Source organism: Kitasatospora sp. NPDC048194 (assembly GCF_043202455.1).
GTDB lineage: Bacteria > Actinomycetota > Actinomycetes > Streptomycetales > Streptomycetaceae > Kitasatospora.
The window spans coordinates 58078-72301 of record NZ_JBIDAK010000004.1 but is presented as its reverse complement, the minus strand read 5'-3'; the positions used below and the strand labels follow the sequence as shown (position 1 = coordinate 72301).

12 protein-coding genes are annotated in these 14224 nt (G+C 75.3%); 2 read left to right on the top strand and 10 right to left on the bottom strand.

What is annotated here, in order from left to right:
* Positions 1-26: 26 nt before the first annotated feature.
* From fdh to ACGF07_RS07250, 3 genes are all read right to left on the bottom strand, one after another.
* A complete protein-coding gene (fdh, locus tag ACGF07_RS07260) occupies positions 27-3269 on the bottom strand; it encodes a formate dehydrogenase (RefSeq protein WP_392896184.1) in 3243 nt (1080 codons plus the stop codon).
* 66 nt (positions 3270-3335) lie between these two features.
* Positions 3336-4244, bottom strand: a complete 909-nt coding sequence (nrfD, locus tag ACGF07_RS07255) for an NrfD/PsrC family molybdoenzyme membrane anchor subunit (RefSeq protein ID WP_392896182.1) — start codon at positions 4242-4244, stop codon at positions 3336-3338.
* Between the two features lie 47 nt (positions 4245-4291).
* Positions 4292-5161, bottom strand: coding sequence for a 4Fe-4S dicluster domain-containing protein (locus ACGF07_RS07250; RefSeq protein WP_392896660.1), 870 nt, complete (start codon positions 5159-5161; stop codon positions 4292-4294).
* Between the two features lie 179 nt (positions 5162-5340).
* Between ACGF07_RS07250 and ACGF07_RS07245 the strand changes: the two genes are divergently transcribed.
* The gene (locus tag ACGF07_RS07245) at positions 5341-5664 is read left to right on the top strand and encodes a hypothetical protein (RefSeq protein ID WP_392896180.1); all 324 of its coding nucleotides are present in this window, start codon (positions 5341-5343) and stop codon (positions 5662-5664) included.
* A 26-nt stretch (positions 5665-5690) separates the two neighbouring features.
* On the opposite strand, the gene ddaH is transcribed toward ACGF07_RS07245, so the two are convergent.
* Both ddaH and ACGF07_RS07235 read right to left on the bottom strand, forming a co-directional pair.
* Entirely contained in the window at positions 5691-6518 is an 828-nt protein-coding gene (gene ddaH / locus ACGF07_RS07240; protein ID WP_350735566.1) for a dimethylargininase, read from the bottom strand.
* Between the two features lie 101 nt (positions 6519-6619).
* Positions 6620-7843 (bottom strand): MFS transporter, encoded by a 1224-nt coding sequence (locus ACGF07_RS07235; RefSeq protein WP_392896658.1) that lies wholly within the window; start codon positions 7841-7843, stop codon positions 6620-6622.
* A gap of 558 nt (positions 7844-8401) precedes the next feature.
* On the opposite strand from ACGF07_RS07235, the gene ACGF07_RS07230 reads away from it, so the two are divergent.
* The gene (locus ACGF07_RS07230) at positions 8402-9463 is read left to right on the top strand and encodes an iron-containing redox enzyme family protein (protein ID WP_392896178.1); all 1062 of its coding nucleotides are present in this window, start codon (positions 8402-8404) and stop codon (positions 9461-9463) included.
* Here ACGF07_RS07230 and ACGF07_RS07225 read toward each other — a convergent pair.
* The 5 genes from ACGF07_RS07225 to ACGF07_RS07205 form a co-directional block, all read right to left on the bottom strand.
* The gene (locus ACGF07_RS07225; RefSeq protein ID WP_392896176.1) at positions 9437-9709 is read right to left on the bottom strand and encodes a CDGSH iron-sulfur domain-containing protein; all 273 of its coding nucleotides are present in this window, start codon (positions 9707-9709) and stop codon (positions 9437-9439) included. The two genes, ACGF07_RS07230 and ACGF07_RS07225, sit on opposite strands and share 27 nt — an antisense overlap.
* Positions 9710-9725: 16 nt before the next feature.
* Complete coding sequence (locus ACGF07_RS07220) at positions 9726-10382, bottom strand: HemK2/MTQ2 family protein methyltransferase (RefSeq protein WP_392896175.1); 657 nt, start codon at positions 10380-10382, stop codon at positions 9726-9728.
* 133 nt (positions 10383-10515) lie between these two features.
* The gene (gene lanL / locus ACGF07_RS07215; RefSeq protein WP_392896173.1) at positions 10516-13086 is read right to left on the bottom strand and encodes a class IV lanthionine synthetase LanL; all 2571 of its coding nucleotides are present in this window, start codon (positions 13084-13086) and stop codon (positions 10516-10518) included.
* Position 13087: 1 nt separating this feature from the next.
* Positions 13088-13255, bottom strand: coding sequence for an SflA family class IV lanthipeptide (locus ACGF07_RS07210; protein ID WP_392896171.1), 168 nt, complete (start codon positions 13253-13255; stop codon positions 13088-13090).
* A 244-nt stretch (positions 13256-13499) separates the two neighbouring features.
* Complete coding sequence (locus ACGF07_RS07205) at positions 13500-14135, bottom strand: NAD(P)-dependent oxidoreductase (RefSeq protein WP_392896170.1); 636 nt, start codon at positions 14133-14135, stop codon at positions 13500-13502.
* Positions 14136-14224: the final 89 nt, after the last annotated feature.

The window sequence follows — 14224 nt, the reverse complement described above, 5'->3', positions numbered from 1 at the left end:
GTAAGGTACGAGCCGCCGTGCGCCGGTCACGGCTCGGTGCCGGTGCGCTCCGTGATGCCCGCCCGCCGGCAGTACTCCCGGACCAGTTCCACCGCGGCGGGCCCGCGCGGCCGCCGGCCGGGCCGGATGTCGCAGGCCAGCGCCTTGGCCTCCTGGATGTGGACGTTGGGATCCAGGGACAGGTGCAGCAGCTCGTTCGCCGCGTCGCCGGTGGTGCAGCCGTTCGGGCCCCAGTGGTAGGGCAGCCCGACCTGGTGCAGCGTACGGCCCTGGACGCGCAGCGGCACCATGCGGTCCGTGACCAGCACCCGGGCCTCGATCACGCCCCGCGCCGTCACCACCGTGGCCCAGCCCAGGTGCTCCAGCCCGCGCTCGGCCGCGAGCCCGGGCGACACCTCGCAGAACATCTCGGGCTGCAGCTCGGCCAGGTACGGCTGCCAGCGCGACATGCCGCCCGCCGTGTGGTGCTCGGTGAGGCGGTAGGTGGTCGCCACGTACGGGAAGACCTCCGAGCCGGGTTCGCTGCCGCTCGGCTGGTACCGGTTGTCCGGCAGCGAGGGCATCAGGTGCCGGACGGGGTTGCGCTGCCGGCCGTACAGCGCGTTGTCGAACGGCGAGTCCTGCGGCTCGTAGTGGGTGGGCAGCGGTCCGTCGGTCAGTCCGGCGGGGGCGAACAGCCAGCCCTTGCCGTCCGCCTGCATCACGAAGGGGTCGACGCCCGAGAGCGCGTCCGCGGCCCGGGCCCCCGGCGGCGGGCGGTAGGAGGGCGCCCGGCCGACGGGGAAGTCGGGGACGTCGTGCCCGGTCCAGCGGCCGGCCTCGGCGTCCCACCAGACCAGCGCCTTGCGCTCGCTCCACGGCCGGCCCTGCGGGTCGGCGGAGGCCCGGTTGTAGAGGATCCGGCGGTTGGCCGGCCACGCCCAGCCCCACTCCTTGGCCACCCAGTCCTGCTCCGCGCCGGGCTTGCGCCGGGCCGCCTGGTTCACCCCGTCGGCGCGGACGCCGCAGTAGATCCAGCAGCCGCACGCGGTGGAGCCGTCGTCCTTGAGCTGGGTGTACGAGGACAGCGGGCGGCCCCGGGCGTCCCGGCCGTTGATCTCGGCGAGGACGGCCTCGGCGTCCGGCTCGTCGAGCGGACCGCGGGTGGGGTAGTTCCAGACCAGGTCGAGCAGCGGACGGTCCATCTCCTCGGTGGAGGCGGCGAGCTTCTCCCGGATGATCCGGCCGAGGTGGAAGGTGAACCAGAGGTCGCTGCGGGCCTCCCCGGCGGGCTCCACGGCCGCGTGGTGCCACTGGAGCATCCGCTGGGTGTTGGTGAAGCTGCCGTCCTTCTCGGTGTGGGCGGCGGCGGGCAGGAAGAAGACCTCGGTGCCGATGTCCGCGGTCCGCAGCTCGCCGCTCGCGATCTCCGGCCCGTCCTTCCACCAGGTCGCGCTCTCGATCAGCGAGAAGTCGCGCACCACCAGCCAGTCCAGGTTGGCCATGCCGAGCCGTTGCAGCTTGGTGTCGGCCGAGCCGACCGCCGGGTTCTCGCCGAACAGGAAGTAACCCCGGCAGGTGCCCTCCCGTTGGGCCAGCACCGTCTCGTAGGTGCTGTGCGAACCGGTCAGCCGCGGCAGGTAGTCGAAGCGGAAGTCGTTCTCCGGCTGCGCGGCCTCGCCCCAGTACGCCTTCAGCAGGCTCACCAGGTAGGAGCGCATCTCGCCCCAGTAGCCCTTGTGGGCGGCCTCCGCCTCGACGAAGCTGTCCAGCGTCTCGTCGGGGTGGGCGTACGGCATCGGGATGTAGCCGGGGAGCAGGTTGAACAGCGTCGGGATGTCGGTGCTGCCCTGGATCGAGGCGTGTCCGCGCAGGGCCAGGATGCCGCCGCCGGGGCGGCCGATGTTGCCGAGCAGCAGCTGCAGCACGGCGGCGGTGCGGATGTACTGGGCGCCGACGGTGTGCTGGGTCCAGCCGACCGCGTACGCGAAGGCCGTGGTCCGCTCCCGTCCGGAGTTCTCCGTCACCAGCTCGCAGACCTGCCGGAAGACGTCCTGCGGCACGCCGCAGACCCGCTCCACCAGCTCCGGTGTGTAGCGCGCGTAGTGTCGCTTGAGCACCTGGAAGACGCAGCGCGGGTGGGTCAGCGTCTCGTCCCGCTCCGGCTCCTCCTCGCCGATCGGCGCGCCGCCGGAGCCGTGGGCCTCGCCGCGGCCCATGCTCTCAGTCCGCCGCACGTACTGCTCGTCGCGCTGCCCGGAGGCCGCCTGCACCTCCAGCCCCCGGTACTGCCAGGTCGCGGGGTCGTAGGTGCGGGCCTCGGGATCGAACCCGGAGAACAGCCCGTCGAGGTCCTCGGTGTCCCGGAAGTCCTCGCGCAGCACCACCGGCGCGTTGGTGTACGCCACGACGTACTCGCGGAAGTACTTCTCCTGGCGGAGCACGTGGTTGACGATGCCGCCGAGGAACGCGATGTCACTTCCGGCGCGCAGCGGCACGTGCAGGTCGGCCAGGGCGCTGGTCCGGGTGAACCGCGGGTCCACGTGGACCACCTTGGCTCCGCGCGCCTTGGCCTCCATCACCCACTGGAAGCCCACCGGGTGGCACTCGGCCATGTTGGAGCCCTGGATGACGATGCAGTCGGCGTGCTGCAGGTCCTGCTGGAAGGTCGTGGCACCGCCGCGGCCGAACGAGGTCCCCAGACCGGGGACGGTGGAGGAGTGTCAAATACGGGCCTGGTTCTCGATCTGCACCGCACCCAGCGCGGTGAACAGCTTCTTGATCAGGTAGTTCTCCTCGTTGTCCAGCGTCGCGCCGCCCAGGCTGGCGAAACCCATCGTGCGGCGGGTGCGCGCCCCGTCGACCTCCCACTGCCAGCCGGACCGGCGGGCCGCGATCACCCGGTCGGCGATCATGTCCATCGCGGTGTCCAGGGGCAGCGGCTCCCAGTCGGTGCCGTGCGGGCGGCGGTACAGCACCCGGTACTCGCGGGCCGCCCCGGTGGTCAGCTGGAGGGTGGCCGAGCCCTTCGGGCACAACCGGCCCCGGGAGACCGGCGAGTCGGGGTCGCCCTCGATCTGGGTGACCCGGCCGTCCTCGACGTACACGTCCTGGCCGCAGCCGACCGCGCAGTACGGGCAGACGGACTTGACCACCCGGTCGGCCGTGTCGGTCCGGGGGGCGAGGGCCTCGGTGCGGGCGCTCCTGGCCGCCTCGCCCCGGCCCAGCGGGTCGGTGCCGGTCAGCTGCCGGTAGACCGGCCAGGAGTCGATCCAGGTCAGAACGCCCACGACGGGACCTCCTCGTGCCGGGCGCCCGCTCGCGGGCCGCCGACTCCCATCATCACCGCGTGCACCTCATCCCGCAGCCCGGTGTTCGGCGACCAGGCGCTCCCGCTGGGGGAGGACGGTGTACTTGGGATCCTCGGCGGACCGCACGCCGCCGAGGAAGACCCCGAAGCGCAGCGCGGCGGATCCGGCCAGCAGCGCCGCCCCCGCGGCCGCAGCCACCCGCCGGTCCCGGTGCCCGGCGCCGAGCGCGAGCGCCGTCCCGAGACCGGTCAGCAGCTCCGCCGCGCGCATCAGCCGGCCGGGCCGCCCGGTGTGCAGCGGCTCGGCGCTCAGCCCGAGCCGGCGGGTCATCAGCCGGGTCGCGCCGATCTCCAGCGCGGCCCCGAAGGCGGCGGCGCGCCGGGCCGGCCCGTTCTGGGCGACCGGCGCGGCCAGCAGGCCCAGGCCCGCCGCTGCGGACACCGCGGACCCGCCGAAGACGAACGGCAGCTCCCGGTGGCCGTCGTGCCAGGTCGGCACCGCGGTGTCGCTGATCAGCACGGCCGTGTAGGTGCACACCGCCGGCCCGAGCAGGGCGGCTCCCGCCCCGGCGGCCCGGCCCACGCGCGGCAGCCGGCCGCTCAGGGCGCTCGCGGCGGCGGTGCCCGCCAGCGGCGCGTACCCGGACAGCAGCCAGGAACCGATGCTCATCGGCGAGGTCGGCTTGACCACCCGCAGCATGTTGAGGAAGCGTCCCGGGCGGCCGAGGTCGTGGACCAGCGCCACCAGCGACAGGGAGATCGCCCCGAACGCGCCCACCTGCAGCGGTCGCGCGAGCGCGCCGTGCCCGGACGCCCCGGCGCCGGCGGCCAGCACCGAGGAACCGCCGGCGAGGCCGCCGAGGAACAGGTAGCCGGCGATGTCCAGCGGCTTCCAGACCGGCCGCTTCAGCACCGGCCGGCCGTAGTACGAGCCGAACTCCGCCGGCGGCACCATCGCCCGCTCCCCACGGGTCCGTCCGCCCCGCCCTGCGCGCGCCCCGCTCATCGGGCCCTCCGCAGACAGCACGCCGCCACGCCGGCGGCCACCGTGACGGCCGCGAGCGCGGCCCGGCGCCACATGGCGGGCAGGTCACGGGTGGTCACCACCGGGCTGGGCGGCAGGCCGTACACCTCGGGCTCGTCCAGCAGCAGGAAGAAGGCGCCGTCCCCGCCCACGCCGTCCTGCGGGTCGTGGCCGTACAGCCGGGCGCCCTCGACCCCGGCCTCCTGGAGCACCCGCACCCGCTCCGCGGCCTGTTCCCGCAGCTCCTCGAGCGGCCCGAACCGGATCGAGTCGGTGGGGCAGGCCTTGGCGCAGGCCGGCTCCAGCCCGGAGCCCAACCGGTCGTAGCACATCGTGCACTTCCACACCCGCCCGTCGTCCGGCCGCTGGTCGATCACGCCGTACGGGCACGCCGGCACGCAGTATCCGCAGCCGTTGCAGACGTCCTGCTGGACCACCACCGTGCCGAACTCGGTCCGGAACAGCGCGCCGGTGGGGCACACGTCCAGGCAGCCCGCCCGGGTGCAGTGCTTGCACACGTCGGAGGACATCAGCCAGCGCAACTCGGTCCGCCCCTCGGGGGCGACCGGCGCGATGCGCTCGCCGGCCCCGGCGGGGCGGCCGAGGCGCTGCGCCTCGGCGAAGACGTCGACCCGGCCGTGGTCGGCGACCGCCCAGACGCCGCCCGGGGGCCTGCTCTGCTCGATGAACGCGACGTGGCGCCAGGTGTCGGCGCCCAGGCCGCCGGTGTTGTCGTAGGACATCCCGGTCAGTTCGAGGCCGTCCTCGGGGATCGCGTTCCACTCCTTGCACGCCACCTCGCAGGCCTTGCAGCCGATGCACACCGAGGTGTCGGTGAAGAAGCCCATCCTCGGCGGATGCCCTGGTCGCTGCTCCACAGCCGGTCTCCTTCCGTGGAGGCGGAAAACCGTGCACGCCTCCCGATCCACGAGACCGTCCGGGGCCCGGCCCCGCGAGCCGGGGGCACCCGGGCGGGTGCCGGTTACGCCCGGGCGGGCTGGGCAGCCGCCCGGTGGAGGTGTCGGCGATGGACGGGCCGGAGCTCTCCCGCCGGGAGCAGCGCATCCTGGCGGAGATCGAGGAGACCCTGCGGGCGGACGGCCGACTGGACCGTGCGCTGCGGACGATGCGGCGCGGGCCCCGTTGGGTGCTGGGCGGTGTCCTGCGGGGCGCCGTACGCGTGCCGTCCGCCGTCCTGGCGCTGCTGGTGGCCCTGTCGACCGGTCTGCTGCTGGTCAGCGCGGACGTCCACTCGCCCGGCGCGCTGGCGGCCTTCGGCGTGGTGTGGGCCCTGACGTCGATGCTCGCGGGGCTGCGCCTACTGGGGCGCCGCCGGGGCCTGCGGCGCTGATCCACCGCGGCCGCGGGGCGGCCCGGTCACGCCGGGCGCAGTTCGAGGGTGCAGCACTTCGGGCCGCCGCCGCCCTTGAGGAGTTCGGGCAGGTGGACCGGGACGGGGACGTACCCCTCGGCGCGCAGCCGGGTGGCGAGGCCGTGCGCGGCGGCGGGGAGCACGACGTGCCGGCCGTCGCTGACCGCGTTCAGGCCCAGGACGGCGGCGTCGTCCTCGGTGGCGAGGAGGGCGTTCGGGTAGAGCCGGCGCAGCACCCGCCGGCTCTCCGCGGAGAACGCCGGGGGGTAGTACATGATCAGGTCGTCGTCCAGGACGGCGAGCGCGGTGTCGAGGTGGTAGAACCGCGGGTCGACCAGCGTCAGCGTGACCACCTCGCGCCCCAGGAACCGCCCCGCCTCCCGGTGCGCCTCGCGGCTGGTGCGGAAGCCCGTCGCGGCCAGGATGCGGGAGCCGGCGAGCAGGAGGTCGCCCTCGCCCTCGTTCACCAGGCCGGCCGTCCGGACGGGGTGGTAGCCCGCGGCGGCGAACCAGCGCCGGTGCGCCTCCGCCTCCGGCGCGCGCTCGCGGTGCCGGAAGCGGGCCACCAGGGCCCGGCCCTGCACCACCGTCGCCCCGTTTGCGGTGTACACCATATCGGGCAGGCCGGGCTGGGGGTCGATCAGTTCCACCTGGTGACCGAGGCGGCGCAGGACCGTGCACAGGTGGGTCCACTGGTGCAGCGCGGCCGTGCGGTCGACGGGCCTGCCCGGGTCCATCCACGGGTTGATGGCGTAGTCCACGGAGAAGTGGACGGGCGGGCAGAGCAGGTAGCGGCGCCGGCGAGCGGTTCGCGTCGGGGGAGGCCTGTCCATGCCGCCGCGCGTGCCCGGTTCGGACGGGTGGAAACACCGCGCCCCGCAGCCCGACCGGCCGGCCGAACGCCCGTCCGACCAGTTGGCCGGACGCCCGTCCGTCACACGGCCGGGCTGAGCCGTTCCAGGTCCCGGGGCCGCTCGGCGGAGCGGCGTCGCAGCGCGGCGGCGCCGCCCACCGTGCCGCTCACCAGCAGACCGCCGGTCAGCAGCGCGCCACGTGCGCCGAGTGCCTGGATCGACGCACCGAGCAGCGGCGGCCCGGCCAGGCCCCAGACCGTGCTGACGCTGCGCCAGGCGCCCTGGACCCGCCCGCGCAGGTGGTCCGGCGGGTCGGTCTGGAGGACGGTGGTCACGGCGGTGTCGCTCAGCGACTCCAGGACGGCCATCGGAACCACCAGCACGGCCAGCACCAGCAGGGTCGGGGACAGCGCCGCGAGGGCCTGGAGCGCCCCGCCGGCCGCCGTCAGCACGGCCACCAACCGGACGGAGGGGTTGCGCAGCCGGCCGGCCAGCACGGCGCCGGCGGTGCCGCCGACGGCCAGGATCGTGGCGATCAGCCCGTATTCCCGGGCGCCGCCGTGCAGCGCGCCGTTGACGAAGGCGGCGAGGGTGAGCCCGTAGTTGCGGCCGAGCAGCGAGCCCAGACCGGTGAGGCAGGCGACCGCGACCAGCTGGCGCCGGCCGCAGAAGAAGACGATCCCGTCCCGGACGGTCTGCCGGGCCGGCGCCGCCGGCGAGCCGTTGGCCGTGTCGGCCGCGGTGGCCGCGCCGGCGTCCGCGGCCGGTCGCAGGAACGGGATGACGAGCGCGACCAGCACGAAGGAGAGGCCGTTGGCCAGGTAGGCGCTCGCCATGCCGAACAGTCCGACCGCGACGCCGGCGACGGCGGTGCCGGCCAGTCGGCCGACGCTGTGCACCACCGAGCCCACGGCGATCGCCGACGGGACGTCCTCGCGGGGCACCAGGTCGTTGCCGAGCAGGGCGCAGGCCGGGCCCTCGACGGTGGCGATCAGCCCGGTGAGCACGGCCAGCACCAGCAGGACGGGGACGCTCAGCGCTCCCAGGGCGACCAGCGCCGCCGTGCCGAAGGCGATCAGGGCCAGCGCCGCCTGGCTGACGGCGGCGGTGGTCTTCCGGGGCCACCGGTCGACCGCCGCGCCGCCGACCAGCCCGAGCAGCAGACCGGGCGCCACCTGGAGGGCCAGCGACAGCCCGGTGACGGTGGCCGAGCCGGTGAGCTGGAGGACCAGCAGGTTCTGGACCGTCAGCTGCATCCAGGCACCGGCGTTCGAGACCAGGTTCGCCGCCGACCACCAGCGCATGCTGCGGTGGCGCAGCGAGCGCCACGGCGCGCGGGAGCCCGGCCGCTCGGCGCCGGGCCGGGCCGGCGTGTCCGGCGCGGTGGCGTGCGACGCGGTGGTGTGCGCCGGGGCGGCGGGCGCGGGGGCGGTGTCGGGGGCAGCGGTGTCCGGACGGGCGGACGCGGACCGCTGGGCGGGCAGGAGGCTGGGCCGGTCGAGCGGCGACAGGACGGATTCGGGCAGCACGTTTCACAAACCGAGGGGCGGGACCGGCAGCGGGTCGGTCCGGGCGCACGACCTGTCGTGCACGGACCATGGCCGCGGGTGCCGGGTTCCGCAGCGGCGTCGTCCATCGTCACAGCGCCCGGCGGGTTCTCAAACGGTGGGCCCCGTCACACCCCCTCCCGGACCCCCTTCGCACCGCGCTGACCTGCGGATTCCACCCGCCGGTGGTCTTCCTCACACGGCCCGCCGGCAGCCCGGCGCGGCGGCCGGTCCGCCGCCCGGGCCGGTTTGCCGCGAGGGCCCGGGGGCACGCGCCTGGGCGGGATACCGGGCGACGTCGGGAGGATGCCGGTGATGGCCAGCGGGACGACGGGCAGCGACGGCGAAGGGAAGCCGGACGTGGTGCGGACACAGCCGGGCAGGACGAGCCCGGTCGGGGCGCGCGGGCCGATCTCGGCCGCGGTGCTGGACCTGGCCACGGCCGGGCCGCCGGGCAACGGGCGGCTGGTCGCGCCGCCGGGCCCGTTCACCGACCCGTGGGGCGAGGACCACCAGCTCGCGCTGCACCTCTGCTACGAGCTGCACGACCGGGGCCTGCCCGGGGTCCGTCCCGAGTGGGAGTGGGACCCTGAGCTGCTCCGCCTGCGAGGGCAGCTGGAGGAGTCCTTCCTCGCCGCGGTGCGCGCCGAGGTGCCGTCCCCGCCGCCGCTGCGGGAGGCGCTGGAGCGTCTGCTGGTGGAGGCGCCGGAGGGCACCGGGCCGTCGCACTTCCTGCTGGCCGAGGGGGAGCGCGGCCACGCCCGCGAGTACCTGGTGCACCGCTCGATCTACCACCTCAAGGAGGCGGACCCGCAGCTGTGGGTGCTGCCGAGGATCCACGGCCCGGCCCAGGCCTCGCTGATGACGATCGCGTACGACGAGTACGGGGCCGGGCGGCCGGACCGCGCGCACACCCTGCTGTTCGCCAGGATGATGGCCGCCTTCGGTCTCGACCCCGGCTACGGCCACTACCTGGACCTGGTTCCCGCCCCGACGCTGGCGGTGGTGAACCTGATGACGCTCTTCGGACTGCACCGGGCGCTGCGCGGCGCGGCCGTCGGCCAGTTCGCCGTCATCGAGATCACCTCGTCGCCCGGCTCCGCGCGACTGGCGAAGGCCCTGGAGCGGCTGGGCGGCGGGCCGGACGGCACCCTGTTCTACCGCGAGCACGTCGAGGCGGACGCCGTCCACGAGCAACTGGTCAGGCGCGGGGTGATCGAGGCACTGATCGCGACCGAGCCGGAGCTGGAGCAGGACATCGCGTTCGGCATCGCCGCGGCGGAGGTGGTGGACGCCCGCTTCGGCGAACACCTGCTCGGCCGGTGGAACGCCGGGCGGACCTCGCTGCGCTCAGCGCTTGCCGACGAACCCGTCTGAGTCCGCTTCCGGGGGGTGGGCGTCGGTGTCCGGCGTGTCCCGCGTGCGGCTGTCCGGCTGCTGGACGTCGCGCCCGGGGCGGCGGGCTCGGCGGCGGTGGCTGGTGTCGCAGAACGGGTAGGTCCGACTCCGGTGGCAGGCGCAGAGCGCCACCACGGGACGTTCGGCGGCCCGGACCGTGCCGTCCGGCAGCACCACCTCGATCGGGCCCTCGATCAGCAGCGGACCGTTCGCTACGACCGTCACCCGGGTCGCGCCCCGGTCACTGTTCCCGGACACCGCGCACCACCACCAGTTCCTCCTCGTACTCGCCGGGCCGGATCAGGCCGCGCCGCTCGAACAGGGCGGCCCGGGCAGCCATCACCGGCCCGAAGGCCAGGCGCCGCCGGGCCGCCACCTCGGTGGCCAGTCCGGCCCGGCGCAAGGCCGCCAGGGTGGCCGGAACGTCCGCGAGCGAGGACTGGACGATCAGCAGCACGCCGCCGACCGGTAGCAGGTCGGGCGCCCGGCGGCAAAGCCGGTTCAGCACGAACCGTCCGTCCGGTCCGGCGTCCCAGGCCAGGGCGGCGCCCCGGCCCGGCCGGTCGGTGGCGGTCGGGGCCGGTACGTAGGGCGGGTTCGCCGTGATCAGGTCGAAGGTCTGCCCGCGCACGGGTGCCAGCAGGTCGCCGCGGAGGAGCCGGATCCGGCGGTGGTGCAGCCGGGCGTTGAGCCAGGCCGCGGCGACGGCACGGGCGGACAGGTCCACCGCGGTGACCCGGGCGCCCTTCCGGGCCGCGACGAGCGCGACGGCGCCCGTCCCGGTGCAGAGGTCGAGCACCCGGCTGGAGGCGTCCAGGCGCTCGCGGTCCACGCACGAGGCCAGCAGCTCGGTGTCGTCCTGGGGCGCGTAGACGCCCGGGGGCCTGATCAGCATCATGCCGGGCGGTTGCCCGGATCGGCGCGGTCCACACCCGTGCCACTTGGGCGGGCCGTCCCGAGGCCGAGCCGCCGGCCCGCCGCGCCGGCCCGGTCCGGCAGGGTCCCGGCGCGGCCCGGCGTCCCGGCCCGGCTCAGTCCAGCAGGCCGAGGCGCGGGCCGCCCCGGTCGTGCAGGCGCCGGAGGAACGCGAGCACGCCGGCCGAGCCGCCGGCCCAGGTGGCGGAGGAGCGGGTGAGGCCGGTGTCCGGGAACACCGGGCGGGCGGGCGTGCCGCCACTGCGGCACAGGATGATCGCGGCCACGGTCTCGGCGGCGTCCCAGAACTCCGCCTTCCCGGAGGCCATCGCGACGTCCACCATCAGCTCGCCGACCCCGGCCAGCCCGCAGCACTGGGTGACCAGCGGCATCCGGGGCGCCAGGTCGGCGCAGCGGCGCGCGGCGTCCTCGGCGAGGGCGAGGTACTCGGGCGCGGCCAGGCGGTCGGCGGCGCGGACGAGCACCGCACCGATCCCGGCCAGGCCCCGGCACCACGAGCCGTAGCGGCGGGTCGCTCCCGGCGCGGCCGAGGCGGCGAGGACGTCCGGAGTGACGGCGGCGAGGCGGGCGCAGGCCGTCCGGGCCCGGCGTACCGCGGTCGGGTCGCCGGTCGCGTGGCCGTACTCCAGCAGGAAGTAGGCGACGCCGGCCTCGCCGTGCGCCAGCCCCTCGGCCAGGGCGGCGCGGCCGGCCGGATCGGTGCGGGACGGTGTCAACCGGGCGGTGCCCGCGGCCAGCATCCGGGCGCATGCGGCGGCCACGGCGAGGTGCCGCTCGGCGTGGCCGCCCGGTGTGCGGGCGTCGCCCGCGGCGGCGTGCCGGGCGAGCAGCAGGCGGCCGACGCCGATTCCGGCGACGCCCTCGATCAGGTCCGCTTCGGGTGGTCCGCCGCCGGGGCCGGAGAGGGGCAGGGCCGACGGGCTCGTCGTGTCGGTGTCCGCCGACGCGCCGACCGGGTCGAGGTGCGCTCCGGCGAGGAAGAGTTCGACGCCGGTACGGCCCGAGTAGAAGCCGGGGGAGAGGTTCCGGGACTGGCCGGCCGTCCAGTGCGCCAGCGCCTCGACGGCGTCGCGCACCCCGGGCCGGTGCCGGTGGTGGAGGAGTTCGAGGCCGAGGCCCGAGCTGCCGCCGTAGACGTCGATCGGGGTGGGCACGGCGGCGCGTGCGGCGGCCGTGGGGTCGGTGATCCGGTGGGCCTCGGCCACGCAGAACGCGGTCGTGTGGTCGATGATCTCCGTGAGCAGGCCGTCGTCGAGGCGGAACCGCCGGCCTGGCACCGGTCCGCTTCCGGCGGAGGGGCCGCTGTCGGCGGAGTGGCCGTTGCCGGGCGCGTGCGTCCCGGTGCGGAGGCGCTCGGCGCCGGCGGCTCGCACCTTCGGATCGAAGCTCATCAGGTCGCCGACCAGCGCACGGAATGCGCGGTGTTCCGGACCGGGCAGTGCCCGGCCGAGGCCCAGCAGGGTGCGGTCCCGGTTGACGGCGGGATCGGTGTCGACGAGCACCGGGTCCAGGCCGGTGGCGGCGAAGCAGAGGGTCGCGCCCAGGGCGTAGTAGTCGTCGGCGGCCTCGGCCGCCCCGGCGCCGCGCCGGACCGGACCGCTGTAGCCCGGGGTCGAGCCGTCCGGGGCGGCTCCGTCCAGTGCGCTGATGCCGAAGTCGACCAGCCGGCAGCGGAGCGAGCTGTCCAGCACGACGTTGTCGGGCTTCAGGTCACGGACCACCACGCCCCGGCGGTGGACGTCGTCCAGGACGCGCAGCAGCCGCGCGGCGAGATCCTGGAGCGCGTCGTCCCGGTACGGGCCGTCCTGCTGGACGGTGCGCCGCAGGTCGCGTGCGCCGCAGTCGGTCATCACCAGGTACTCGTCGGTGCGGTGGCGGAAGTAGTCGAGTGCGCGGGGCACGCCCGTGACGCCGTCGAGGGCGCGGAGGATCCTCCGCTCGTTGCGCAGCCGGTCGCGGGTGTCCGCTCCGGACTCGTCCTCGGCCACGAAGGCCCGGGCCTGTTTGACGACGACCGGTGCCCGGGTGGCCCGGTCGAGCGCCCGGTAGACGTTGCCCTGCGGCTTGCGCGCGATGCCGCCGGTGACCAGGTAGCGTCCACCGCCGAGTCCGGCGCCGGTGCGCGGGCGGGTTCGGTGCTCGAAGGGGTCCTCGGCCCAGGGCGGTCGGCGGTAGGAGGCGCCGGCGAGACCGTCGAAGAGCTGTCCGTCCGGGCCCGTCATCACCGATTCGAGCCGCCCGCTCCGGCCGGTCCGGTAGTCGCCGGTGAAGGGGCCGTAGCGGTAGTAGACGGGGGCGTGGGGATCGACCCGGCGGTCGCTGACCACCGGCGGACCCTCCCGCCCGCGCAGCACGGCGACGAGTTCGTCCGCGAGCGCCACGACGGTGCCGGGCGCCGGGTAGACGGTGATCGCCTTTCCGACGGAACCGGCGCTCCTCGCCCCGGAGTTGAGCTCCCGGAGGGTCTCCGGGTCGCGGGCCCACTTGGCGTGGCAGACGTGGCGTGCCAGCACCGGCAGGACGAGGGCGACCGCGGCCTCGAGCTCGCCGGGGCGGGCGGAGACGTGCAGCTTCCAGCCGTGTTCCATCGCCGGCATCCGCGGGTCGTTCAGGTACGACCAGGTGTCGTCGGACCCTCCGCTGCGGCCGGCGATGGAACCGGTCACGTCAGGAGTTGAAGTCGCAGGCGAAGCGGGTGGTGGCGGTGACCCACGGGTCCGCCAGACACGCCGTGGCCTCGTGGTCGCCGCGGTCGTCGTCCTCGAAGGCGATGGTCTCGTCGTCGACCACCAGCGGGCCTGCGTCGCGAATCTCGTCGATCATGGGTACGGGCATGTGACGCCTCCAGGTCTGGTCGTGCCTCGGGCGATGGCGACGCCGCGGATCGCGGCCGTCGCGAACCGACCGGCCCGATGGGGCCGGGGTTCCTGGACCATGAAGGTAGGGAGGAACGGTGGGCCTGGCAAGGGGTCCGGACCGATCTACTCCACTCGTCGGACACAATCGTGGAGGAATCGTGGCTCCGCTTTCCGCTGTGGGCGGCCCGGTTTCTGGCGTCTGATCAGCAACTGGCGCAGGGTCAGGAACTGACGCCGACCGCGTGCCGGAAGCTCGCCCGGTCCGTGACCAGGTCCAGCATGGCCCGTGCGACATCGGCGCGGGGGACGGTGACCCCGGCCGGTCCGGTCTCGACGGCGTGCCGGTAGCGCCCGCTCCCCGGGCGGTCGGTCAGTCGCGGCGGCCGGACGGCCGTCCAGTCCAGGTCGCTCTCGGCCAGGACGCTCTCCATCGCCGCCAGGTCGGTGTACACGTCCCGGAGTGCCGCCCAGAGCAGGGGGCCGAACACCTTGGCCGCGAGGAAGGGCTGCCCGGTGCCGGCCCGGTTCAGCGGTGCGGCGCTGACCACGAGGATCCGGCGCACCCCGACGGCCGTCATGGCGGCGGCCGCCGCGCGGGCGGAGGTCGAGGCCGGCTTGAGCGGGTCGGTCCGGCCGGCCTGGCCGATGCCGGAGAGGACGGCGTCGGCGCCGTCGATCACCGGCTCCAGCGAGGCGGGGTCGAGGGCGTCCGCCCTGACCACGGTCAGCCGGTCGTGCCGGACGGGCAGCCGGGCCGGGTCCCGGACGGCGGCCGTGACCCGGTGCCCGTCGGCGAGGGCGTGGGCGACCAGGTGGCGGCCGATGCCGCCGGTGGCGCCCAGAACGGCGAGTTCCATGACCCCTCCCGGGGGTGGGTGAGTGCTCACTTCCTTCTTCTTCCGATGGTGAGTGAGTGCTCACCCACCTGTCAAGGTAAGCTGGCGCC